Consider the following 25,827-nt stretch of genomic DNA (forward strand, 5'->3'; position numbering starts at 1 on the left):
GATTTAGTATGTGGGACAGCAGTCAAGCATGACTTTTGTCCCACATATTTTCTTTTATATAATATGGTGGCTCAACTGGAAAAGAATACTTCTTTTCCGTTCACTGTGTTATGATAGACAAGAAAAAAACACCAAAGGAGAGAGAAGAAAATGACGATCAAAGAATTCATTAAGAAAAGTCGCTTGAAAACATGGGACGTTATTATTATTGCTGTTTTAGTTCTTGGTTCTTTTCTGCCCCTTGTTGTTTTTGCCATGCAAAACCGTGGTCAAGAAGCGGCTACGTATCAAGCAGTCTTGAAAGTAGACAACAAAGTAATCAAAGTCTTTGACTTAAAAAAGGACGGCCCGCATTATACATATAAATACGAAGCAAAAGACGGTGATTACAACCTGATTGAAGTAGATGGTGATCGTATCCGCGTGAAGGAAGCCAACTGTGCTGACTTAGTGGATGTTCGGCGAGGCTGGATTTCCAAACCTGGTGAAACCCCGATTGCCTGTCTACCCCACAATTTGTTTATCACCGTGGAAGCTTCTGATGGGAGTGAAGACGGTAGCTTAATTTATTAAGCACGACAACTATGAGCAAATTACACAAGAATATTTATATTGCTATGCTCGTTGCCCAAGGGGTCATTATTGGCTTAATCGAAAATATGATTCCTTACCCTTTCGCATTTGCTCCTGGGGCAAAGCTCGGTCTAGCAAATTTAATTACCATTATTGCGATTTTCACCATGCGTAAGCGTGATAGTTTTTTCCTAGTCTGTTTACGTTTGATTTTAACGACATTACTGGGCGGTACACTTTCGACCTTTTTCTATAGTGCCAGTGGTGCCTTATTAAGTTATTTCGGCATGTTGCTTGTCAAGCAGCTGGGGCCAAAACGGGTCAGCATTATTGGGATTAGTGCCGTTGGTGGTTTCTTACACAACGTTGGTCAGTTGCTAACGACCTCTTTCTTTGCTCATTCGTGGGCGCCGATGCTGTACTTACCATTTTTATCTCTGTTTGGGTTACTCTCAGGGATTGCCATTGGGATTGCCGCTAATTATTTACTACAACATGTCCAGACGTTACGAAAATTCCAACTGAATTATGAACAAACAACGAAACATAAGTGGAGTCAATTTTTCTAATTGAAAACCTGTCCGCCACAATTAAAGGAGTCATCTTATGAATATACATCCTATGTGGAATACCTATCCTACGTTATCAAAAGAATTAACAACTACTCTTCGCTTGATGGAACAAGCGGTTCAAATCGATAATCAAGAGATTCAAGCTGCTGTCCATGACATGATTCATTCTGGCGGCAAATTGCTACGTCCAGCCTACCAACTGTTGTTCTCTTATTTTGGTGAACAGCGGGACCCTAAAAAGGCGACAGCGTTAGCGGCTTCCATTGAATTACTGCATACCGCCACGTTAGTTCACGACGATATTGTCGATGAAGCTGATACGCGTCGCGGCTTGCCAACATTGCGTTCGCGCTTTGGAAATAGCACAGCCGTGTATACAGGCGATTATCTTTTTGTTTGCTGTTTCAAGCTCTTATCTGATTATTCTTCTTCATTAAAAAGCATTCAATTAAATTCGCGCAGTATGGAAAAAGTCCTGACTGGTGAGCTTGGTCAAATGGACAATCGCTATAATTTCGAGGTAACGATTGACCAATATTTAAAAAATATTTCCGGGAAAACAGCGGAATTGTTTGCGCTAAGTTGTTTTGTCGGTGCCTATGAAAGTGGCACCTCCCAACGTTTTGCCAAACGTTGTGGTGAAATCGGCGAAAATATCGGACTGGCTTTTCAAATTATTGATGATATTTTGGACTATACACAAACTGCTGACGCTATCGGCAAACCCGTCTTAGAAGACGTACGTCAAGGCGTGTATTCTTTACCCTTGATTTATGCACTTGAAGCCAATCGTGAAGTCTTGTTGCCACTTTTAATGAAAAAAGAAGCCTTGACCGATGAAGAAACACAGGAAATTTATCGTCTTGTCCATGAACTAGGTGGCGTAGAAAAGGCCCAACAATTAGCCACTCATTACACAGAAAAAGCGCTGAAAGAAATCAGCAAACTTCCTGAAACAAAGGCCCAAGCGAAAGAACAATTGTATGAAATTACACAAACGATTTTGACAAGAGAAAATTAAAAAAGCCGCTGGATCCTATTGAGGATTTAGCGGCTAGCTTTTTAGGTGATACCTTGGTATAATAAACACGAAGAGAGCGTACTAGACATACGCTCTCGGGTAGACCGTTTAAGACGGTAGCTTGATTTTAATACGGAAATAAACCCGTCAATCTTCGCTAAAGGTTATGACGGGTTTATTTTTTGTTGTTTTTATTACTGATTTTGACAATTAATGTTGCGAAAGCAATCGCAAGCATCAATGCTTCAAAGACAGTCACTACTATTCCTTTCTAGGGAAAGAGCAAACAAGCAAAAACATTGGCAGTCCCCCTTTTTTGAGAAATTGCCACCGTCATAAACTTCCTACTTGTGTAGTATAACACATTTGTGCCTTCCTAGAATACGCTTTCTTTTTTATTTACTATTCGACTTTTCCGTTTCAACTTGCTATAATAAACACGAAGAGAGCGTACTAGATATACGCTCTCGGGTAGACCGTTTAAGACGGTAGCTTTAATTGTGGATAAATAAACCCGTCAATCTTCGCTAAAAGTTATGACGGGTTTATTTTTTGTCGTTTTTATTACTGATTTTGACAATTAATGTTGCGAAAGCAATCGCAAGCATCAATGCTTCAAAGACAGTCACTGCTATTCCTTTCTAGGGAAAGAGCAAACAAGCAAAAACATTGGCAGTCCCCCTTTTTTGAGAAATTGCCACCGTCATAAACTTCCTACTTGTGTAGTATAACACATTTGCACTTTGTTAGAAGGCGCTCTCTTTAAAAAAGTAGGAGCCCCAGAGAGATCTATAAAAAAGTGTCCAATTATCTATTAATAGATCTTTGGACACTTTTTTCTTATTAAACAAAGGTTTTATTCTGGCGCATCTTCCAGAGACCATCGCAATACTCCACTATACCTTCCGACTGGATCAGAAGGAAAAATCGTCAACTGAAGTTGTTTGGTCAAATTAGCGGTAGCGTTGCCGCTTCCTTGCAAAATAGGTTGGCTATCTGCATTAATTAGAACACGCTGATTCTTCTCACCATAACTTATTCTTTTGTCGAGTAACTCACCGCTTTCGTTCTTTAACGGTTGTTCTTCTTTTACTTTAATTGTCCACCGACTTTTATCAAGTTTGCTTGTATCTTCAATGCGGATTTCTTTATTTGTAATAGAAGAAATCATTGTCTCTGTTGCGGGAATTTCATTCACACCAAAATTGATTGTATCAGGTAAAATGAGCTTGGGCCCAGCTTCTTTTTGAAGAGTCCGACTGTCTTTTTCTGACTCTTGATTGTTCTCATCTTTTATATAAAAGAAAACCTCTCGATTCAACCAATGTTCAGGAAAAGTATACGTAACTTTATCAACAACCGATTCTGGCGCATCTACATATTTTTTTAATTCTTTTTCTTCCGTGCCACACTTCGCTATTAAAGTTATATTGGTTGATGGATCATGAGAAAATGAAAAAGTAACTTCTCGCTGATTTGTAAAACGTGAGACCAATAGCGGATTTTCTTCATCCATCAATTTGAATTGTAATAACTTCTTTTCACGATAACGATGAATAATTGTTTGCTCCTCTGGAAGAAACATTCCTTGATCTTGTTGGGTCTTAATTGGTTCATAGCCAGCTATTTTGGGATACTGATTAGACAAGTCAAAAGGCGTGGTTAAAATCCCTTCTTTTGTGACTGGTTCATGAATAGCATTATCTTGTTCATTTAAAAACACAGCCGTTGCTTTCCCCACATAATTCACACTGGATGTAGCAGTCGTTTCCTCTAAATTTTCTCCATCTAAAAGAGTTCTTGCACTAAACGGCAAGTCTAATTTTCCACTTGAAATGAGCGCCGTATCGACTGGATTTTGAGTCCCTTGCCATTTCAAGTAAACTTTATATTGTAATACGGTATCGTAGAGACGACTATCTGACAGATTTTCTGTCATAATTTGGACATTTTCACCATCTGTTTGGCTAGTAAATAAATCCGTTAAATCTTCTCCTTTAAAGTCTGTAACTAAGACTTTGTCAAATTGATATTGCTTTGTTTGATTTACTTGGTTCAGGTTAACGTTTACAACCATTTGACTAGGTTTTGTCCACTGATCAATATTGGGAATGGTCTGTTGCACATTTAAACAAACAGCCGTCTCTGCATTTTCAAAATAAGTATCCATTGCGTAGGCTGGTGGAAATTCTGGTTTTGCCAAAAAATCCGTAAAGTAAACAATGGATGACGGCGTTGTGTCATTGTTGTGGACTACAAACGTAACAGTAGAAATACTTTTGGTCGTCATTTCAAAACGCTGGCGAGGGTCCCGCCAAGGTACCCCTGCAGTAACGTTTTTTAGATATAACCAATAATCATCGTCTCCGCCATCCCACGTATCGTAAAGAATATGTGTAGGATTTTCCGCATATAAGGCATCAATTATCGTTCCAGGGTTTTTATAGCCAACATATTTGTTTGAATTTAACCCATAGTAATTAAACGTTGTTTTTATCGTTAAGGGCTGACCATAATTATCAACAAAATCATAGGTAACCAGCATTTCGCCTTTAATCGTAATTCCTAAAAAATAGCTTTCAGTAAAACTAATTGATCCTCCATCCAAATTACTTTTATTCCGTTGTAATGTAACTAATAAATTAACTGCTTTTCCTTCATAGAACCCCACATTTTTTACTAATGCTTTACTTTTATTTGTCGTTCGACTAACTGCCATGTAGTTTGAATACACTTCGCCTTCAATTGGTTCGACGGATGTATTTTCGCCGTAATGCATAATAAATGTGTTTGCCGCTGGTGTAATCGATTGATTTGCCCAATGGAAATAGCCCAGTTCTGTTAATGGTCTAGGAGCAGCCTCTACTTTTTCAACTCCTAAAAAGATCCCTCCAACTATCCACAATAAAATCAATAAATAGTTATGTTTTTTCAATTGAGATTACAACCTCCTTACTTTTACTTGTAAAAAATAAAATAAATATTAAATAACAATTGATATTATTTGAAGATCCAAAGACAATTGTAATAGAATTTCTATGCTGTATCTACTCTAAAATATTTCTTAAAAATACCTAAAAAACGAAAGCTTATTTAACAATCGACTTTCCCGTTTCAACTTAGCATAATAAACACGATAAACATGAAGAGGTCAGGACAGAACCAATTAGTTCCGAAGGCGTTGGTTCTGTTTCTGCCGTTTATTAGGTTGCGAACGTTTAAGACGTCATCTTTAATTATAATCAACCTTCGGTAAAAGTTATGACAGATTTATTTTTTATTACTGATTTTAGCAATAGACTAAACAGACCGACCATCAAAAAAGATGGTCGGTCTGTTTAGTCTATTGCTCCGCCTTTACTCCTTCTCCGACAATGCTCGCCAGACATCAAATGTTTGTTTTAAGCCTTGGACATTATGAACACGTAAAATTTCTACGCCTTGTTGTGCTGCATACAAGGAAGCAGCGGCTGAGCCAAAATCACGGTTGGCTGGTTCTGGTTCGTTCGTTAAAGCGCCGATGGTTCGTTTGCGAGAAACGCCGTACAGTAACGGATAATCTTGGTAGCGAAAGGCGTTAGGATCTTTTAACAGTTGAAGGTTTTCTGCAACAGTTTTATGAAAGCCAATCCCTGGATCGAAACAAATTTTTTCTAAGGAAAGCCCATATTTTTGGCATTGTTCAATTTTTTCTGTATAAAATTGGTGCAACTCTTCTTTTAAAGAAAGGGATTGGCGTTTTCTAGAATGCATAATCACAACTTGGACTTCAGGATATTGTGCGAGGACTTCTGCCATCCCCGGAGTGTCTAATCCTTTAATGTCATTAATCATTGTGGCGCCAGCTTGGATCGCGGCTTCTGCTACTTCGGGATAGTAGGTGTCCACAGAAATCGGCGCTAGAGAAGTCTCACGTATTTTTTTAATTAACGGTAATACTCGGTCTGCCTCAACTTGTGGAGAAACTTCTTCGTAGCCAGGACGTGTGGATTGGCCGCCAATGTCTAAAATATCAGCCCCCGCTTCTAGTAGATGAAGCGCATGTTGATAGGCCACGTCGACCGTTGTGTAGCTACCGCCATCAGAAAAAGAGTCGGGGGTCGTGTTGACAATCCCCATAATTTGGTAATTCTTTTTTAAATCAATCATTGTCACATTGCTCCTTTATCTGCTGAATCATCTTTCGTAAAGCCCGCATCCTAGGACTTATCTTCATTCGTTCACTCATGGACAACTCCGCTAAGGTTTTGCCTCGGTCTGGTAAATAAATAATCGGATCAAAGCCATAACCGCCTGTACCGCGCGGTTCAACTAATTCACCAGTCAAAGTGGCTTCCGTTTGCAACAGTTTGTCGTCATCGAGTGCATAGACCAACGTGGCTGATAAGGTTAACTCGCGAGTCGACTGTTGCCCTTCAAATAAGTGCAACAGTTCGCGGTTCTGTTCTTCCGGATTAGCTGAATGGAAAAAGCGGCTTGTATAAATACCTAATAAATCAGGAAAAGCAGTTAACGTTAAGCCGCCATCATCACCTAACACTGGGCGTCCAATTAATTGTTGGAAAAAGCGTGCTTTTAGATAAGCATTTTCAGCATACGTAGTGCCAGTTTCTGCAGGTTGTTCTTGACTGGTGGTATACTTTCGATAAGAGACAAGTTGAATAGTTGGGTCCTTAAGTCCTGATTGCATTTCTTTTAACTTACCTTGGTTATTCGTGCCAACAATGATTTCCATTTTCTAACGTATCTCCATTAAAAATTGATTTTTCCACTCTTGTTCTTTAAATAGTCCGGTAAATTGAAATGTTTTGGTGCTACTTTGTGGTGTTTTCACGCCGCGCATCGTCATACACATATGTTCCGCTTCAATGGCTACTGCAATGCCTTTGACGGGAATATTTTCTTGGAGTTTGCGGGCAATTGTCACTGTTAAATCTTCTTGAACTGTGGGACGTTTGGCACAATGTTCTACTAATCTTGGTAACTTGCTTAGTCCCAATACTTTGCCACCTTCTGGCAGATAAGCGACATGTACTTTTCCATAAAATGGCAATAAATGGTGTTCACACATTGAATAAAAGGCAATATCTTTTACTAGAACCATTTCGCCTTCATTTAAGCTATCAAATAATTTATAATCGTCAAATTCAGGTTCGGTTAATCCACTAAAAACTTCTGCATACATTTTAGCTACGCGTTTGGGTGTATCAATGAGTCCTGACCTTTGAATATCTTCCCCCACTGCTTCTAAGATTGTGGTAACTGCCTGCTCAATTTGCGCTTGTTTTTCCTGTTCCATCTCTACCATTCCTTTTCGCTTACTCGCACTTCTTCTTGATTGCCACTGCGCTGAATCCACGTAGCTATTGGCGCGCCCAATAGTTGTTCCTCTGCGTAAACATCACTTAAGGGAATCAAAACAAATGACCGTTTTGTTAATTCTTGATGAGGAACTTGTAGGTGAGGCAACGTGACTGACTGCTCCCCTAATAATAAAATATCAATATCAATAATCCGCGGACCCCAGTGAATTAATTTTTTACGTTTCATTGCTTGCTCAATCCCTTGGGTAACAGCCAGTAATTCTTCAGCGGTATAGCTAGTATCAATTTTCAATACAGCGTTCAAAAAATCATCTTGGTCTGTATAGCCGTAAGGATCCGTTTCATAAAGTTTTGAAGAAGCCACGACCTGAATCTGCGGGTCTTCGTTTAAATAATTGCGGGCTTTCACTAAATTTGCGTATGGATCGCCGACGTTACTACCTAATGCTACATAGCCAATCATCTATACTTCTCGCTCCATTTCAATTTCAATATTGTCAAAAAGGCCGGGCATCGGCACACTATATTTTCTAATTTTAATGATAATTTTGTTCAATTGTTCTTGATAATCTGCGGAAATATCATCTAAAATAGCACTCGCTAAACCTTCGATTAAATCGTACGAGTGATTGTTTACTCGTTGGGCAATCAATTCATTCACTTCGGCATAATTGACGGTTTGGGTGACATCATCTGTTCGCCCCGCCTCGGCTAGTGACAACTGCATTTCAAGGTCGATTTCTAATTGCTGTCCTAGACGTTTTTCTTCTTCCAAAACACCATTTTTTGTGAAAAATTTCAAGTTGTTAATTCTAATTTTATCCATCTTCTAACTCCCTACCCTCTGTTTTGCTAATTTTTTTAATCATAGCATATTTCTTGGAAAAGTCAGTAGTTAAAAGATGGAAAAGTGGTTATTGGTATGATATAAAAAATTACTTTTTACGAATCAAATAGTATAACTCGTGTATTCAAAAAAGAGCGTTGCTGATGCAACGCTCTTTTTTGGGGTTTATTAGCCTTTTATCGCATTGTTACAAATTCTTCTGAGCCTGTTGGATGAATCGCAACAGTATTATCAAAATCTGCTTTGGTCGCGCCCATTTTAATAGCGACTGCAAAGCCTTGTAGCATTTCGTCAACACCGATGCCGATGCCATGCAAACCGACAATTTTTTCTTCTTTGCCGACACAGATTAATTTCATGTCGCATTTTTGACGGTATTCTCCTAAAGCGAAATACATTGGCGTAAAGCTAGAGCGATAGATTTTCACTTGGTCTTCACCATATTCTTCAAGCGCTGCTTTTTCCGTCAAGCCAATTGTCGCAACTGGTGGATGGGTAAAGACCACCGTTGGTACCAAGTTATAATCCAAATATAAATCGGTTTGTCCGTTAAATAAACGTTCAGACAGGCGCCGACCAGCGGCAATCGCGACTGGCGTTAAGTCGATTTTCCCAATGACATCGCCGACTGCGTAGATGCCATTTTGCGTGGTATTTTGGAATTTATCTACTTTGACGTAGCCTTTTTCATCAAGAGCTACTTTCGTATTTTCTAAGCCTAATTGATCCGTGTTCGGCTGACGGCCTGTCCCGAAAATCACGGCATCTGTCGTGATTGATTCACCATTTTCAAATGTAATAACGTACTCATTCTGCGCCGTTTTTTCAATTTTAGCTGGTGTTGCATTCGGATGAATTTGCATGCCCATTTCTTGATAGTGTTCTACGACTTTTTCAGAAAGCATGTCATCAAAGCTTCGTAATGGTCGTTCGTGACGGAAGGCCCAATGTGTTTCTGCGCCTAAGCCATGTAAGGTTCCTGCTAATTCGGCTGCGATGTAACCCGCACCGACAAAGACCACACGTTTTGGCATTTCTTCTAATGCAAAGAAGCCGTTTGAATCTAAGGCATATTCTTCTCCTGGAATACCTAGTTTTTTCGGACGACCACCTGTCGCGATTAAAATGTGCGGCGCCGTATATTCTGTCCCATTGACTTCAATTGTTTGCTCCCCAGTAAACGTAGCGTAACCATGGATACGTTCAATGTTGTTACTGTCTAAACCACGATTATACGCACCATGTAAGAAGTCGATATATTTTTCACGATTTTCAACTAATTGTTTAAAGCTAAAATTTTTGATTTCAACATCAAACCCATAGCCTGCTGTGTCTCTTTCCATCATTTCCATCATGCTGCTGGCTTGCCACATGACTTTTTTAGGCACACAACCAACGTTGACACAGGTCCCACCAATTTCGTTGCCCTCAATTAAAAGGACGTTGGCTCCGTGCATTCCTGCGCGGTTAGCAGAAGCAATCCCGCCACTACCGCCACCAATAACAATATAATCATAGGTTTTCATTTATTCTGGCTCCCTTTCAATTTGAACTTTCTCCTTTATTATCGCAAAAAATAGCAAAAAAAGACAGTCGTATTACTTACTTTTGTTTAGTTTTCTGCTGTTTCTGTTTCGTTGATTCGTTCTGTAATAGCATTTGGGGAAAGGAATTCCTAAATCTTCTTTCGTTACGTTTGGATTCATTGAAATGACGTAAAGTGTTTTGCCTACGGAAAGTGCAATCCCAATGTCTAAATAACTTAGTCGGTCAAAGTCACCATTAATAAAAACGTAGGTTGCTTCGTGAAGATACCGTTTTATCACTTCAATATCTGTAAACATTCCAGTTTGAACACAATCTGCTAACCCGAAGCCCACACCCCCCGCACAGCCATGCTCATCTTCAAACAGCTGAGGATCTACCAAAAGGTCCGTTTGAATACATGGGTTTTGACCAATTTGGTAGGCGAATAATTTAGCCATAGTTATTCCTCCTTCTTTTTCTTTTACTATAGCACAAAAAGGAAACCCTCATATGCCAGAGGATTTCCTTTCTTTTAATACATATTCCCAACCACTTTTACTCGTAAGCGGGTTGCATTTTCTGGATGATAGGCGAGTGGTGTTTCTTCCACCTCGACTAACTCGATTGTGCCAGGGACTGCACCCGCAAGTTCGGCTTGTTGGACGGCTTTTTCTTGGGCATCGGCCAACGCCGCGTCCCGTTGGATTTTTGAATAGACATAAATTTGTTCGTATTGTCCGCTAATCTGAGCGATAGAGGCACCGATGGCATTCGCCACTGCTCCGTTTTCGTTGCGAATTAGCGCTTTAACGCCTGTCAATTCTTCGGGGATGATAATACTCCCACCACCAACTAAAACGACCGTCACGTCTGCGGAACTGGTTTTCATGCGATCAATCGCTTCACTGACCAATTCGCCAATTTTTTGGTACACTTTTTCCGCAAACGTTTGGTCTAAATGAGCCACTTTGCTAGGATCACCGACTTGGGCATGACCTAAGCGAACCGCAATATCAGTGGTCGTTAATTGTGTGCCGCCAAAAACAAGGGCCTCTTGTGTAATACGGTAGCCGACACTATCGGGGCCAACTGTCACAGAACCATCTGGTTGTTCACGCACTAGACTGCCGCCGCCGACACCGATTGACACGATATCTGGCATTCTAAAATTGGTCCGTACTCCGCCAACATCAACGGCCAGTGAAGATTCTCTTGGAAAGCCATCCACTAACACGCCAATGTCGGACGTTGTGCCACCAACATCTAAAACAACCGCATCTTTCAAACCAGCTAAGTAAGAAGCGCCACGAATACTATTTGTTGGTCCACAAGCAATGGTTAAAATAGGAAACTGTTTGGCATACGTTAACGACATTAACGTACCATCATTTTGACATAAGTACACTTGGGCGTGATGAATTTTTTCTTGTTCTAAGGCTTGTTCAAAGCCTTCGCTGGTCACTTTAATTACTTTGTGCAACGCAGCATTCAAAATTGTCGCATTTTCCCGTTCAATTAAACCGACAGACCCAATCATTGAGGAGCAAGATACAGGAACATCTGCCCCTAACACTTCCTTCGCAAGTGCTTGAACAAACAATTCTTGGTCATTTTTTAAAGAAGAAAAAACGCCAATTACTGCGATTGCCTCTACTTCTCCTCGCCAAGAGGCCAAAATCCCACGTAATTCTTCTTCGTCCAGTGCAGTCAATGGTTGTCCATCATATTCGTAGCCGCCATGTGCTAAAGCATACGTTTCTGAAAGAGTGACCACTAAATCCTTGGGCCAAGCTGTGTAAGGCAAGACCGAAGCGGTTGCTGGATAGCCCAAACGAAGGACCCCAACTTTTGCTAATTTTTTTCGCTCAACAATGGCATTCGTACATTGGGTCGTGCCCAACATTGCATGTGTGACTTTAGTTGGGTCCACTGCTGATTCTGCCAAGACTTTATTTAAGGCACCGGCAATCCCTGTTTGAATATCATCGGTTGTTGGAACTTTCACTGAATGAATCAAGTTTAATTGATGATCTAAAATAACAGCATCTGTATTTGTGCCGCCGACATCGATACCGATTTTATACATTTATTTGTCCTCCTTCGCTACTAAGTTTTCTAGTGGTTGATAATCCATTTCGTAGCCGAAATACCGAGGACCCACTGTTTCGATACCTTTTTTCGTTCGCCAAGCGGCATTCGCTTTCAAGCCCATTACTTGGACACGTTTGCCGTATTTCAAGCTTTCTGTTGTCACAGGCGTTAAAGTTTCTAAATCTACCATACAAATCAAATCAGGCGTCATCGCAATCACCTGACCATCTTTCTCGGCAATTAAATTTTCATTTTGAAAATGGACGACTGCTTCTGAACCAGCATCACTGTTTAAGCCACTCAATTTGACACGTCCCAAATTGAAGCCACCTTTTACTTCTCGTTCTACATCTAGAATTTTTCCTTGGAACAATTCAAACCCATCCGTAACTTCTACTAATGCTTGGCGTTTTTCTTGTTCATCTGCATAGGTACCTCGAATCACTTTGCCAATTTCTTCTGATAATGTTACGATGTTGTGAATACCATAGTCTTGTAATTGTTTGCCTGTCGCGGGATAAATGCTCACTAAAGCACTGGCGCCCATTTCAACCGTTTGAACACGAGCAAGACGTTCTGTCCAAGTATTATCAATCGTTTCCATAATGCCAATATTTCCTTTTTCATCGGTAATTGCCATAGGGGTCGCTGACATCCCATTCAAATGGAACGTTACCATAGGCAATTCTGGAAAGGCCCGACCCATACCATCACAATCCACCAAGGGAATGCCTAGCTTCGCTGCAACAACAATTGGAATCATTGAATTGACGCCCCCAGCTTCCATTGGAAAGGTTCCCGCAATCGTTTCTTGGTCTAAATATTTTCCTAACTTCTCAAAGACACGGACGAATTCGTCGCCTTTGGGAAATTTTTCAATTGCGACAGATGGGGCACCCATCATTGCGGCGGGTAGGAAAAAATCCTCCGCGGCAATTTCTTCTGGAGAAACCAGTTTGACAGGTCCGTTTTCTTCGATGGCGGACAAAGCCATCATTTTACCAATGTAGGGATCACCGCCACCTCCTGTCCCTAAAAAAGCTGCTCCTGTGGCTATATTCTCAATTGCTTCTGCATCTAAATAACGCATTCTCCGACACTCCTCTTCTTCATTCCATTTCTAATGATTCGGTGTTCATCTGTTGACGTTTTGCACCGAAATAATAAATAACAAACGATAAAACAATGCCAATTAGCGGTTGGTTAGGCAATTGAGGGGCATTGGGAAAGAAACTCATAATCACCGGAATGCCCCCCACTGCAGCACCAATTAGCCATGAAAAAACACCTAATTTATTCACGCCAGGCGTTGGCTGCCATTTGGTTCGATCGCCTTTGTTAATCAGCCAATAGGCAGCAATCATTACACCAGCCACTGGTGGAACCATCGCAGAAAGGACAGACATAATCGGCGTAAAGTAATTTAAAATCCCCACAACTGCTAATAAGGTTCCAATGGCGCCGGCCGCACCGACAGCGACTTTTTCTTTTTCTTTTGGAATATCAAAGACATTAATCAAGGCCAGTCCGCCAGAAAAAGCATTCACGGCATTCGTGGTCCAAGTTGCTAAAATTAGCGCAATAATTCCTAAAACTGGAAAACCGAGATTCATAAAAACTTCCGTGATATCTGCGGTGTTCGAAGCAATGGTCAAGACCGCACCAACGCCAATCATCAACAAGCCTGTCGGTAAAATCCCTAAGGTGGCCGCTTTAACCACATCTTTACGAGAAGAAACATACTGAGAGTAATCTCCGGCAATTACTGCGCCTAATGCAAAAGAACCGACAGTCATTGAAAGACCCGACATAAAGCTTCCTGCTGTTTGAGGTGTATATTGACTAACAGCTTCCCAACCGTTGTTTCTTAACGAAGCCACCAAGCCATAAATACAAACCAGAACTAACACAGGAACCGCAAAATAATTCAGAATTTTCAATATTTTTATGCCATAAAGAGCCGAAATAAGCATGATAATTCCCCAGATTAAGGAAGAAAGCGACACAGGTAAATCAATGCCGTAAATTTTTAAAAAGTTCGTGAAGGCGCCACCGCTGACATTGGCTTGCAAACCAAACCAACCTAAGCAAGCAATCGCTAGAATAATGGAAATAATCTTTTGCGAACCTTGAATGCCAAACACTTGAGAAGCGACTTTGACAGAAGGTTCTTGTAAGTCGGAACTTTGAATTCCTTGTAAAATCATTAAAATAACAATAATACCGTAACCAATAAATCCTGTTAACAAAGCTTCCCATAAAGGCATGCCTGCAACTAACGTTCCTCCAATAATTAATCCTGGCACGCTAATCATTGCGCCCGCCCAAACAAATGCTAAGCTAAGCCACGATTGTTGTTGCTCGTTTTTTAATTTCATTCTCATTCCTCCTTAATTATTTTTTCAATTATAACGAAAAATCAGTCATAGGTCTTTTTCAAATTGAAAAAAATATCGAGGAAGTTTTGGCTAAAAATAAAAAAGCAGACAAATCGGCTACTGCCGATTGTCTGCTTTTTTCATTCATTCGTGACCAAGCGATATAAGATCATCGCCAAATAGACTTCATAGGCTTCGGCGGCGTTGGTCATATCATAGCCGAGCGCTTCATTAATTTTACTGATACGATATTTGACCGTATTTTTATGAACAAATAGGCGTTCGCCGCATTCTTTAAAATCACTACTTGCATCTAGTAAAAACGTTCCTAATGTCATTAACTGCTCTGATTCTTTTAAGAGAGGTTGGATAACTGCTAAGCGTTGTTGGATTGCTTCTTCTCCTGCTTGGAGACACGTCATCATTTGTTGAACTGTACGAATTTCCGCGATTGATAACACTTTTCTTTGTGGATAGACGCGCTTTAAAAACGGCGCGACTTGATTAGCGGTTTGGTAGCTGACACGCACTTCAGTCGTGTTACGAACTTTCGGACAAAGGATGATTTCACCTAAATAGTCCTGATAGTCTGTGGCTTGCAAGTATTCTTTACTAATCGTGGCTTCAGGCTGCTTGTGTAAATAATTACCTAAGAGAACAATCAGGTAATTTTCTGTTTGCTGGACAATCGTTGTTTGGTAATAGTAACGTAGGAAATCTTTCAAATCTTGCTGAATAGCGTGGATTTCTTGTCCTTGTTGCCAAATAGGCAAAAGCCACATCGTTTCGACAGAAGAAATATCAATCATTAATTTTTTGGCTAATTGGTACATCTTATCACTTTCGTCGTTAATGATTGCTTGGACTAAGGCATACTCACTGACTTCGTCATAGTTTTTCCCCCATAAATTCAGAGCCATCTGAACGACTTCCACCGCTTGATTCATCTCAAAAGAGGTTAACTGCTCTTCTTCTCGAATGAAGTAAAGCTTCAATGTTTGTCCATCTTTCTGAGGAAGTTTTTGCGAGGTAATGAAGTAGGTCGTTTCTCCCAGCGCTACTTTCTCTTGTGATTGATAAAGTAACTTGGTTAAGGGTAATTTCGTGCTTCGCGGCCAATTGATGGTGCTGATGATTTCATTGGTATAGGTGGTTAACGCAATGTTGACTTTTAAAAAATCGGATAGGATTTTCAAGGTCATTTCCACACTGCGGTTTTGTTCAGGCAAAAGGGAAACTTTTTCCAAGAGGTCCGTTGCAAAAGAAGTCATTTTATTTTTATTGACTAACAATTTCATGACTTCATAAATGACTTCGTTATAGCGTAATGTGGGATCGTTTTTAGGCATTTGGATTAAAATAAAACCTAAAGAATCCGCTAATTGAATCACTTCCTCTGCAACTTTCGGTACGATAATCCCAACGTAGTACAAGATTAGGCCTACTTCGCCTAATTCATGGAGATGCCGAATCGTTTCGCATTGCTTCACCACATCATGACGAATGGCACAAAATGAACCAATCAAAATTTCGCCAGCATGGTATTCATTTGTTTTGTGAAGTTTTTCCGAAAACAAAGACATATCAGAGACTTCTAAAAAAGAAAGAGAAGCAACAGATGTGTCCAATTGGTTTTTACCAGAAAGTACCGTTGCTTCTCGCAAAGACGGTAATTTTAATAAATCATTCACGCGGACACTCATATTTACTCCTCCTTTTGGCTGGTTTATTTTTTCTTACGAATCATATCGCCGACTGCAACAGGTTGCGTCACTTCCATTGTTAATAACATCATGGGATTAGGTGCCCGATCGATCGCTTCACCGTCTTCATTATACATCTCTTTAACGGTTTGGTGGAAATGGGTAAACCCAGGACCATAAAATTCAATTTCATCGCCGACACTGAAAAGGTTCCGTTGACGAATCGTTGCGACTTGCGTCTTTTCGTTGTACGCAATCACTTCGCCAACAAATTTATATTGCGGAATTTTACGACGTTCGCCGAATAATTGTTCATTTTCACTTGGTGTATTGTAATAAAATCCAGTTGCTAATTCACGTTGTGCTACTTTCCATAATTCATCAATCCACTCTTGTTGGCAGACATAGTTTTCAGGGTCTTCCATGTAAGAATCGACGGCTTTTTTATACACATTAGCGACTGTCGAAACATAGTGAATGGATTTCATGCGGCCTTCAATTTTAAAACTATCGACACCATTTTCAATTAATTCTGGAATATGTTCAATCATAGACATATCTACGGCGCTCATTGAAAACTCTTCTTCAACTTCCCCTTCGCTGGTTTTGCTCCGACGTTCTGTCCCAAAAGGCATATCAAATAACTCGTATTTCCAACGACAAGATTGAGAGCAACCGCCACGATTGGCATCCCGCATCGACATATGGTTGGATAAAGTACAACGTCCTGAATATGAAATACACATTGCTCCATGAATAAAGGCTTCAATTTCAATGTCCGTATTTTCACGAATCGCTGCAACTTCCTCCATTGAAACTTCGCGCGCTAAAACCACACGTTCTAAGCCTTCATTTTTCCAAAATTCTAATGTTTCATAGTTGGTTGCTGAAGCTTGTGTCGATAAATGGATGGGTAAACCTGGTGCTTCTGTCGCACAAATTTCGATTAAAGCTGGATCGGAAACAATCACAGCTGAAATTCCGATGTCTCGCAATTCTCTGAAAAACGCTCCTGCCCCTTCCTGGTTTCCTTCATGAGTGACCATATTGGCAGCGACATAAACTTTCGCATTATGTTCGCGGGCAAAGGATACGCCTTCCGCCATTTCTTCTGGCGTGAAATTTCCTGCGCGGCTACGCAGACCGTAGGCATTCCCTCCGATATAAACGGCATCGGCACCGTAACGAATTGCGACTTTTAGTTTTTCTAGCGTCCCGGCTGGAGCCAACACCTCGGGACGCTTCAATGTTCGTTCTGTCATTACTTTCATGTTCTTCTTCCCCTTAAATGAATCAATTTATTTTATTGCATCGGCACTTAAATCAAAGAAACCATTGTCTAAGCCACGACCTGTTGGATGTAATTTTTCAATTTCAGCTGTTGCATGAGCTGCTTGATCTTCTGACCAAGTTCCCGCTTTAAGTGCTGCTTTCGCTTCAGCAAATAAGCGAGCAATCGCGACAAAATTTTCACCTGGCGTGTAAAGGCCATCGAGCTTCCATGTACGATAGTGATGGTCATACAAGTTTGTTAACTCATTCATCAAGTTCACATCGTTATTGGCAAAAATATGCGTACCATGACTATCTTCATAAATGGAATAGTGGGTTTCTGGTTTTTTGGGTTCAGAAATAAACAGCCCTTCGTCTTTCGTAACCCCTTTGTCGTTCTTTGTGTAATTGTAGTAATTTTGAATTAATGGGCGTTTCGATTGATGAATACACGTCGCCCCATAGACAAGAATTTCAGCTGGAACTGCTAAGTTTTCTTCCATTGCGACCATTTCTTCAAAAGGTACTTCCCGAGCTAGGACAGCTCCGATGGCTCCTCGTTTACTCCAAAAATTGATTTGACGTGAGCTCGTTACTAAGGTTTCGCCATCATAAACGTAAGGAATTTCTAATCCATCTCGTTGCATAATAAACACAATACCTGGATCACCCAAAGTAATTTTATCGACGTTGATTTCTTTTAAAAATGTCAGATACTCTGGGACTAATTTCATTTTTTCAGGGTGCATAATGCCATTTACTGCAACTAGCACTTGTTTGCCCATTTCATGTGCACGTTTCACAATCTCGCGTTGTTCATCTCGTGTAAAAGATACGGGCAAACGCAACCCGAATGTTTCTTCTCCAATATATAATGTATCCACACCTGTTGCGAGTAATTCTACAGCCTGCTCAACAGATTCTGCAGTTGCAATCAGTTCAATCATAAATATAGCCTCCTTCTTTATGACCGTTTAATAGTATCATACGTTCACAAACTTTAAAAGAGCCTATCTGTATTAAACGTACATTTTTCACAATGTTTCCGAAAAAATTTTGGTAGAAAAGCGCCAACCGCTTACCTACCAAATGCTCTTTTTTTAATTACTGGTCATCTGTTCTTTGGTCACTCGTTCAAGTGATATTTTCGTTCATAAAACGTTACTACAACGGTGAATAGCCACGCTGCTGCTAAGCCTAACAAGCTGCCTAAAACAATCCCTAAAAAGCGGAATTGAATCAACGTTATCACGTACTGCTGACGAACGAGCAATGAAAGCATCAGAGCCATAGGCGTTGTGAAAAATTGCGCCAATCCATAATTACGACGAATAAAATACTCAACGGTCACAAATAAGATTGTAATCACGACAATCGATTCAAAAGTTGTCAAAGCTAAATTAAGCAGAAAAGCGGAAATAACCAAACCAATCGTTGTGCCAAAAATTCGCTGAATATTTCGCTGCTTAATCGCACGTAAATTGTCTCCTTGTAAAATGGATGCACAGGAAACGACTAACCAATACGGATTTTGTAAATGTAAACTTTCGCTGATATATACAGCAAAAAATAAGACAAAGCTATAATATATGCTATCTAATGGCGCTTCTGGATGCCGATAAATTCGTTCCCGTAATGATCGCTTAGCTAGCGGGGCACTGATTTCCTTCTCTGTAAAATGCAACACTAGTGCAAACAAAATAGAAAAGCCAATACCTAATAACATACAGCCACTCATGAACGGAATTTTTGCTAACGGAATACTCGTACTGGCACCCATCGCTGTCACCATCACACCAAAGAAGGCCCCTGGTTTTGAAATATCGTAGACTTCAAAGAAAAAGCGGCCGCCAAAACCAACCAGTGCAACAACAATGGGAATGAGCCATGCAATATGGGTCGATAACATGCCTAACAAATTTCCTAAAAAAAGGTAACTACCGACCACAGATAAACGAGTCATTAACTGTTTTAATGGTAACGGCTGATAATATAAAAAAGTAAAAATACCTAACGAGCCAAAGCTTGAAATCAATAATTGATGATTGATATAGCCCAAAAAAAGAATGCTGAACATAACCAAGCCAGCAAACACTAGTCGAAAAGGATTATCCTTTGGACGTTGATAATGTAGTAATTCTCGAAAAAAAGATTGTTCCATTCCATCACCCCTCCTTATTAACGTAGCACAGAAAAATCAATCTGGCAATTCTCAAAAAGAAATCGCCACTGGAAAATAGAAAAAGGAGCGTGGGACAAAAATCACTTTGGATTTTTGTCCCACGCTCAAAAACTGATAAACGGCGGGAACAGAAGCAACCCCTTCGGAAATAAGCCGAAATTCTCCAAAAATTAAAGAACAATTTTCGGAAATTCCTTCTTATTTCTCGGAGTTAAACACTTCTGTCCCGACCTCCTTTGCATCTCATCTATACAGTTTGTAATTCTTTCGCTTCTGTCTTTGGTGCTTTTGGTGCCCGCACATTTAACGTAATTTTGCCTTTGCTAGCGCCTAAAGTTACTTTATCCCCTAACTGAATTTGACCAGAAAGAAGGGCTTCACTTAAACGATCTTCCACTTCTTTTTGCAAGGCCCGACGAATTGGACGTGCGCCATATTCTGGATCAAACCCGACTTTACCAATAACTTCAATTGCAGCTGGTGTGATTTTCACTTTAACCTCTTGTTCGGCCATCCGTTTTACGACAGATTGACTCATAATTTTTACGATTTCATGAATTTCCTCTTGTTTCAAGGAATGGAAGACAACCGTTTCATCAATTCGGTTTAAGAATTCTGGACGGAAGGCTTTTTTCAATTCTTCCATGATTCGTTTTTGCATTAATTCATGATTTTTAGAAATGTCTTTCACATTGAAGCCGACATGTTTTTCTTCACGAATCGCTGTTGCTCCTAAGTTGGAGGTCATGATTAAAATCGTGTTACGGAAATCGACTTTTCGTCCTTTGGCATCCGTTAAATGGCCATCATCTAAGACTTGTAATAAAATATTAAAGACATCTGGATGGGCTTTTTCTACTTCATCTAGCAAAATAACGGAATAAGGACGTTGACGAATTTTTTCAGTTAGTTGGCCGCCTTCTTCGTAGCCGACATAACCTGGAGGAGAACCGATTAAACGGCTAGTGCTGTATTTTTCCATAAACTCAGACATGTCCACGCGAATCAAAGCTTCTTCGCTGCCAAACATCGCTTCGGCTAAGGCTTTGGCAAGTTCTGTTTTCCCAACCCCTGTTGGCCCTAAGAACATGAAGGAACCAATCGGTCTTGCTGGGTCTTTCAAGCCACTACGCGCACGACGGATAGCGCGTGAAACAGCTTCAACTGCTTCATTTTGGCCAACGACCCGTTGATGTAAAATGGTTTCTAATTCCATCAATCGTTCGCTTTCTTTCTTCTCTAGCTGCTGCAAAGGAACGCCTGTCCATTGTGAAACGACTCCAGCCACGTCTTCTTCTGTTACTTGCGTACTGTAACCAGACAGACTTTTTTCTTTCACTGCAATCAATTCTTCTAGTTTTTCCATCACTTGTTTTTCTTTTTGACGAATCCGAGCAGCACTTTCAAATGATTGATTTTGAATGGCCTCTTCTTTTTCCGTAATTAATTGAGAAATTTCGGTACGCAATTCATTAATTTCTGAAGGTTGATCTGCCTTATCTAAACGAACTTTTGCTGCAGATTCGTCCATTAAATCAATTGCTTTATCTGGTAATTGGCGGTCATTTAAATAGCGAATCGATAATTGAACCGCTGCATGTAGAGCTTCATCTGTAATTTCTACGCCATGATGTTTTTCATAGCGTGAACGCAAGCCTTTTAGAATTTCTTCTGCTTCTTCTGGCGTTGGTTCTGCTACTTGAATACGGGCAAAACGACGTTCCAAAGCGGCATCTTTTTCAATATATTTTTGGTATTCATCCAGAGTTGTCGCACCAATTGTTTGCAACTCGCCACGTGCTAAAGCAGGTTTTAAAATATTTGAAGCATCGATCGCCCCTTCTGCACCGCCAGCACCGATCAAGGTATGCAATTCGTCAATAAATAAAATGACTTGTCCATCTTGATAAATTTCATCGACAACTTTTTTCAAGCGATCTTCGAACTCACCTCGATATTTGGTTCCAGCAACCAAGGCACCCATGTCTAGCATCATTAAACGTTTGCCTTGCATATCTTCAGGGACTTCCCGGTTGACAATTTTCTGGGCTAAGCCTTCTGCTATCGCTGTTTTCCCAACACCCGGTTCACCGACTAGGACAGGATTGTTTTTGGTACGACGACTCAAAATTTGAATCAAACGACGGACTTCGGTCCCGCGACCAACTACTGGATCCAAGCTTTGTTCTCGTGCTAATTTGGTTAAATCCCTCGCTAAAGAATCCAATGTTGGCGTCCCTTGTGGCGCATTTTTACTTTGACCATTCCGACGACGTTGTGCACTATTGGGTTCGGAAACGCCCATTTTTTTCAATAATAATTGACGCATTTTGGATAAGCTTAATCCTAAATTCACTAAAATTCTAGACGCTAAAATTTCTTCGTCTCTTAACAAGCCTAATAATAAATGCTCGGTACCAATCTTTTGAGCCCCTAAGCGCTTCGCTTCATCTCCCGCATAGGCAAAGATTTGTTTGGCTCTTGGTGAATAAGGTAAGTATAAGTTGTTATTCCCCATTGGACTTTGCATGGTGCCATAGCCACTTAAATGCTCAATTTCTTCACGGATGTCTTCTGTGTCAGTATTCAATTGTCGTAATGTTTTTCCGGCAATCCCATTTGGTTCTAAAACGAGTGCTAATAATAAATGCTCAGAACCGACGGATTGATGACGAAAATACTTCGCTTCTTCTTGGGCAATCGCCAGTACGGCTTTCGCACTTTCTGTAAATAGTTCATCCATAGTTATTCCTCCTCATAGCTCAAGCGCTCTAAAAATGAACGCATTATTTGAGCTCTTAGAAAATCTTCGTGATTCCCCAGACCATTCAATGTGCTTTTACTTAAAGCAGCTAGCATTAAATTGCCTTCCTTTTTCGTAATCACTTCTTCTTCATACAATGTTTGAATAAATGTTAGCGCATCTTTTTCTGTTAAGGTTGCGCCAATCAATTGATCCATTTGTTTTAGTAATTGATCGTTATCTGAAATTTGTACTTTGACAATGCGAATATAGCCGCCTCCACCACGTTTACTTTCAACTGCGTAGCCTCGTTGGATGGTAAAACGTGTATTAATTACATAGTTAATTTGTGAAGGAACGCAATTAAATAAATTAGCCATTTCCGCCCGACGGATTTCAATTTTATTACTTTCTTCTAAAATCTTTTTTAAATAAGCCTCGATTAAATCTGACGTATTTTGATTACTCATAGTCTTCCATCCTTCTTCTCTCTTGACTAATATTGACCATTATTATATCGAACTTTGCCTATTAAATAAAGAGGAACGCTTTGACTTTAATAAAAAAATGCAAAACAGGAGGAGCAACCTCAGTCAAACTGACTTAAGTTCCCCTCCTAAAATTGAAAATATGTTATTGAATCACAGAGGCTGAGACAAAAGTGTTTAGCTCCAAGAATTTCGGCTTATTGTTTTCTCGCCAAAGGCTCGTCACAGTTTTATCCTTGCGAATTCCGAAGGAGTTGCTTTTGTTCAGCTGATTATCTTAATGTCTCACAAAAGCGATTCTTCGCCATAGGCTTGATCCAAGGCTTGTTGAATATCTTCGATAATAGATGTTGGCTCTTCCAAACCAACGTACATGCGAATGTGCGCTGGCGACAAGCCTCTTTTCTGAACAGCCGCCAAGTTATTACCTTTGAATACAGGCAAGGCCAAACTTTCAAAGCCACCCCAACTGACCCCAATTGTGACCAGCGTCAATGCGTTCACAAATGTTTTCAAACGTTCAAAATCGGTATCTTTTAAATCAATCGCAAACAATGAGCCATAACCTGTCAAATATTTTTCTGCTAACGCTTGTTGTTGTTGATTTCCTACAAAAGGATGATATAAGCGACTGATTCGCGGATCCTTTTGCAAAGCCGACAGCACCGTTTGGATGGCTTGAGACTGATGCGCCAACCGAACAGGCATGGTACGAATACCACGTAACGCTAACCAAGAATTGAAGGGACTATTGACTGCTCCTAAAGCTTGATGACCATGTTCAAAAATTTGATCCACAAGCGCTGCTTTGCCAATGACAGCCCCTGCTACAATGTCCGAATGACCACCAATATATTTGGAACAAGAATGAATCACCAGGTCCACATTATGGCATAAAGGATGCTGAAATAACGGTGACGCCCACGTGTTATCAATGACAGTGTATGCGCCGATTTTTTGTGCTAACGCAGTTATTTTTTCTAAATCTAGCAGTTCAAACTTTTGTGAGGACGGACTTTCAAAGTAAATGACTTTGGTGTTTTCCTGAACAAATTGAAAAAGTTCTTCTGTTTCTGCAACGTCTACTTTGGTCAAGGATACGCCAAATTTCTCTAAATATTGCATAAACGAAACAGATTCTCCATAAATTGTGTTGACCATTAAAACATGATCACCTTGTTGGAGCAACGTAAACAGCGTTGCCGAAATAGCGCCCATTCCTGAGGCAAAAACTTTACATTTTTCTCCACGTTCCAAACGAGCAATTTTTTTCTCTAAAATTTCTGTTGTGGGGTTGGTGCCGCGTGTGTAAACATAATTATTTTTTTCATCTATACTCGCTGCCATAAATTCTTCGTAAGTTGGAAAATAAAAGGAAGAGGTTTGAACCAACTCGGGCACCATCGGATGATACATTTTTTCCATTCCTTTTTCCACTTCACAGCAAATATTTTTATCATTCTCAACATGCATTTCCTTCACTCCTCTTTCTCTACAATGTTTCTGGTACTTCATGGGCTTCTTCTTTTTGATATTGTCGATCTAAGGCTTTTACAAATGGATAATAAATAACGACACTAGCGGCAACAGCTAAAACTTGCGTCACTGCACCTTGCCATTTTCCCACTAAAAAGCCCGAAAACAGAAAGGGCGTAGCCCATGGTGCTTGAATGTTTGTAAACATTGGCATGAACCCAATTTTCATTGACAGAAAGGCAATCAAGACCGATACAATCGGCGCGACCGCAATCGGAATCAATAATAAAGGGTTAAAAATAACTGGGAGTCCAAAAATCAAGGGTTCATTAATGTTGAAAAATGCTGGAACAAACGAAATTTTCGACATGGCTTTCATTCTAGATGAATGTCCGACGATGGCCATTGCAATAGCCAAGCCAATCGTGCAACCAGCGCCTCCAATTGTGGCAAATTGATCGAGCATTTGGACCGTGCCAAAGTTGCCACTTTGAGCAGTTAATTGTCCTAATTCCGCTAAGCTTTGGTTTTTGTCTGCATTCGCATATAAAATAGGATATAGCATGGAATTGATGACAGTTGGATGAATCCCGAACCACCAGAACAGTCCATTTAAGCCAGCCACAATAATAATTGCAAAAGGGGTTCCGATTAAACCTTGCAGTGGCGCTTGAATCACCGCATAAATTAATTGCGGGAAGGAATCCGCAAACGAAAGCCCAATCCCATTAATCAATAAAGCCACCGCTACCACAAAAATCCCAGGAATCAATGCACTAAAAGCTTGGCTCACCATAGAAGGCACGCTGTCAGGCATTTTGATGACTAATTTTTTCTTAATACAGAAACGAGTCAACTCAACCGAAAGAATTGACATAATAATGGCCGTAATCACCCCTTGCGTTCCTAACCAATCAAACGATAAAACTTTCGTCACAACTTCGCCTGATTCAGTAGTCACCGTTTTCGGTAAAACGACTACGTAAGCAACAATTCCTAAAATTAATGAAGTTAAACGATCCATTTCGTAACTTTCCGCCAATTTATAGGACATCGTCCCGGCAAAAATAATTCCCATCATGTTGAAAGTTGCTCGATAAGCTGGTGAAATCATATCCGCCCAACCTGCACCGAAAATTCCAGCCATAAAATCGCCATACCCTGCTACTGGAAAATCTGTAATCAACATAAAAATCGACCCAATAATTGTTAACGGCATAATTGCAAAAAAACCATTTCTTAAGGCTTGAAAATAACGTAAACTTGTAATCCTTGAAACTTTAGGCACTACGGTTTGCTCCACCCAGTTTGTTAACTTATCCATTTCACTTCTCTCCTTAATCCTTTGTGATATCCTCATCATAAAGAAACCGCTTTCTGATGTAAATACGACTAACTGATTCTGTAACTATGTTTCATAATTCATACGCTTAAGGTATACTGAAAGCGAAACAAAGTACCACAGAGAGGTGAACCCATTGAATCTAATCGAATGTTTAGAACAAAAAGAACGCTATACATATAACGAAGGGCTAATTATTGATTTTATTTTATCTCATACTGAACGAGTCCTGCATATGTCGATTTATGAACTAGCAGAAGCCACCAACTCTTCAACTTCCACGATTGT

At 40.2% G+C, this 25,827-nt stretch carries 22 protein-coding genes and 1 pseudogene (1 of these 23 running past the window's edge); 4 read left to right on the forward strand and 19 right to left on the reverse strand.

The window, feature by feature from the left end; all coding sequences use genetic code 11:
• Positions 1-150 precede the first annotated feature (150 nt).
• The 3 genes from IGJ90_RS13515 to IGJ90_RS13525 are packed head-to-tail and all read left to right on the forward strand — an operon-like array spanning position 151 to position 2,166.
• Positions 151-573, forward strand: a complete 423-nt coding sequence (locus tag IGJ90_RS13515) for a NusG domain II-containing protein (RefSeq protein ID WP_002358956.1) — start codon at positions 151-153, stop codon at positions 571-573.
• Between the two features lie 11 nt (positions 574-584).
• Positions 585-1,142, forward strand: coding sequence for a Gx transporter family protein (locus tag IGJ90_RS13520; protein WP_002354743.1), 558 nt, complete (start codon positions 585-587; stop codon positions 1,140-1,142).
• Positions 1,143-1,179: 37 nt separating this feature from the next.
• Complete coding sequence (locus tag IGJ90_RS13525; protein WP_002358954.1) at positions 1,180-2,166, forward strand: polyprenyl synthetase family protein; 987 nt, start codon at positions 1,180-1,182, stop codon at positions 2,164-2,166.
• Positions 2,167-3,022: 856 nt separating this feature from the next.
• On the opposite strand, the gene IGJ90_RS13530 is transcribed toward IGJ90_RS13525, so the two are convergent.
• The 19 genes and pseudogenes from IGJ90_RS13530 to IGJ90_RS13620 form a co-directional block, all read right to left on the reverse strand.
• Complete coding sequence (locus tag IGJ90_RS13530; protein ID WP_438768337.1) at positions 3,023-5,071, reverse strand: hypothetical protein; 2,049 nt, start codon at positions 5,069-5,071, stop codon at positions 3,023-3,025.
• A 452-nt stretch (positions 5,072-5,523) separates the two neighbouring features.
• On the reverse strand, positions 5,524-6,315 hold the full coding sequence (gene folP, locus IGJ90_RS13535) for a dihydropteroate synthase (protein WP_002387594.1): 792 nt from the start codon (positions 6,313-6,315) through the stop codon (positions 5,524-5,526).
• Complete coding sequence (locus IGJ90_RS13540; protein ID WP_002367510.1) at positions 6,308-6,901, reverse strand: non-canonical purine NTP pyrophosphatase; 594 nt, start codon at positions 6,899-6,901, stop codon at positions 6,308-6,310. Before IGJ90_RS13540 ends, folP begins: the two co-directional genes overlap by 8 nt.
• 3 nt (positions 6,902-6,904) lie before the next feature.
• Positions 6,905-7,474, reverse strand: a complete 570-nt coding sequence (gene folE / locus IGJ90_RS13545) for a GTP cyclohydrolase I FolE (RefSeq protein WP_113794733.1) — start codon at positions 7,472-7,474, stop codon at positions 6,905-6,907.
• Positions 7,468-7,953 carry a 2-amino-4-hydroxy-6-hydroxymethyldihydropteridine diphosphokinase gene (gene folK / locus IGJ90_RS13550; protein ID WP_002365443.1) on the reverse strand — a complete coding sequence of 162 codons (486 nt, stop codon included), beginning with the start codon at positions 7,951-7,953 and terminating at the stop codon, positions 7,468-7,470. Before folK ends, folE begins: the two co-directional genes overlap by 7 nt.
• Positions 7,954-8,316, reverse strand: a complete 363-nt coding sequence (gene folB, locus IGJ90_RS13555) for a dihydroneopterin aldolase (protein ID WP_252671902.1) — start codon at positions 8,314-8,316, stop codon at positions 7,954-7,956.
• Positions 8,317-8,513: 197 nt separating this feature from the next.
• Complete coding sequence (gene gor / locus IGJ90_RS13560; protein WP_002372598.1) at positions 8,514-9,863, reverse strand: glutathione-disulfide reductase; 1,350 nt, start codon at positions 9,861-9,863, stop codon at positions 8,514-8,516.
• Positions 9,864-9,949: 86 nt separating this feature from the next.
• Positions 9,950-10,322, reverse strand: a pseudogene (locus IGJ90_RS13565) (hypothetical protein).
• Positions 10,323-10,396: 74 nt separating this feature from the next.
• Positions 10,397-11,950, reverse strand: coding sequence for a hydantoinase/oxoprolinase N-terminal domain-containing protein (locus IGJ90_RS13570; protein WP_002367514.1), 1,554 nt, complete (start codon positions 11,948-11,950; stop codon positions 10,397-10,399).
• Positions 11,951-13,045, reverse strand: a complete 1,095-nt coding sequence (locus IGJ90_RS13575; protein WP_002354727.1) for a DUF917 domain-containing protein — start codon at positions 13,043-13,045, stop codon at positions 11,951-11,953.
• A gap of 19 nt (positions 13,046-13,064) precedes the next feature.
• Positions 13,065-14,339, reverse strand: a complete 1,275-nt coding sequence (locus IGJ90_RS13580; protein WP_002367515.1) for a cytosine permease — start codon at positions 14,337-14,339, stop codon at positions 13,065-13,067.
• A 134-nt stretch (positions 14,340-14,473) separates the two neighbouring features.
• On the reverse strand, positions 14,474-16,036 hold the full coding sequence (locus IGJ90_RS13585) for a PucR family transcriptional regulator (RefSeq protein WP_002367516.1): 1,563 nt from the start codon (positions 16,034-16,036) through the stop codon (positions 14,474-14,476).
• 23 nt (positions 16,037-16,059) lie between these two features.
• Positions 16,060-17,307 (reverse strand): peptidase U32 family protein, encoded by a 1,248-nt coding sequence (locus IGJ90_RS13590; protein ID WP_002367517.1) that lies wholly within the window; start codon positions 17,305-17,307, stop codon positions 16,060-16,062.
• Positions 17,308-17,334: 27 nt separating this feature from the next.
• Positions 17,335-18,255 carry a peptidase U32 family protein gene (locus IGJ90_RS13595; protein WP_002367519.1) on the reverse strand — a complete coding sequence of 307 codons (921 nt, stop codon included), beginning with the start codon at positions 18,253-18,255 and terminating at the stop codon, positions 17,335-17,337.
• Positions 18,256-18,434: 179 nt separating this feature from the next.
• Positions 18,435-19,469 carry an FUSC family protein gene (locus tag IGJ90_RS13600; RefSeq protein ID WP_002354721.1) on the reverse strand — a complete coding sequence of 345 codons (1,035 nt, stop codon included), beginning with the start codon at positions 19,467-19,469 and terminating at the stop codon, positions 18,435-18,437.
• A 268-nt stretch (positions 19,470-19,737) separates the two neighbouring features.
• The gene (locus IGJ90_RS13605; RefSeq protein ID WP_002358939.1) at positions 19,738-22,233 is read right to left on the reverse strand and encodes an ATP-dependent Clp protease ATP-binding subunit; all 2,496 of its coding nucleotides are present in this window, start codon (positions 22,231-22,233) and stop codon (positions 19,738-19,740) included.
• A gap of 2 nt (positions 22,234-22,235) precedes the next feature.
• Positions 22,236-22,703 carry a CtsR family transcriptional regulator gene (locus IGJ90_RS13610; protein ID WP_002354715.1) on the reverse strand — a complete coding sequence of 156 codons (468 nt, stop codon included), beginning with the start codon at positions 22,701-22,703 and terminating at the stop codon, positions 22,236-22,238.
• 303 nt (positions 22,704-23,006) lie between these two features.
• Positions 23,007-24,236, reverse strand: coding sequence for an aminotransferase class I/II-fold pyridoxal phosphate-dependent enzyme (locus tag IGJ90_RS13615; RefSeq protein WP_002385118.1), 1,230 nt, complete (start codon positions 24,234-24,236; stop codon positions 23,007-23,009).
• On the reverse strand, positions 24,214-25,521 hold the full coding sequence (locus IGJ90_RS13620) for a PTS sugar transporter subunit IIC (RefSeq protein WP_033624256.1): 1,308 nt from the start codon (positions 25,519-25,521) through the stop codon (positions 24,214-24,216). The genes IGJ90_RS13615 and IGJ90_RS13620 overlap by 23 nt, the downstream gene beginning before the upstream one ends.
• Positions 25,522-25,666: 145 nt before the next feature.
• Between IGJ90_RS13620 and IGJ90_RS13625 the strand changes: the two genes are divergently transcribed.
• Positions 25,667-25,827, forward strand: the 5' portion of a protein-coding gene (locus IGJ90_RS13625) for a MurR/RpiR family transcriptional regulator (protein WP_002354705.1). It continues 697 nt past the right edge of the window; 161 of the gene's 858 nt are visible here — the first part of the coding sequence; it begins with the start codon at positions 25,667-25,669; its stop codon lies off the right edge, out of view.

This window comes from Enterococcus sp. AZ129, assembly GCF_051714505.1.
Lineage (GTDB): Bacteria > Bacillota > Bacilli > Lactobacillales > Enterococcaceae > Enterococcus > Enterococcus faecalis.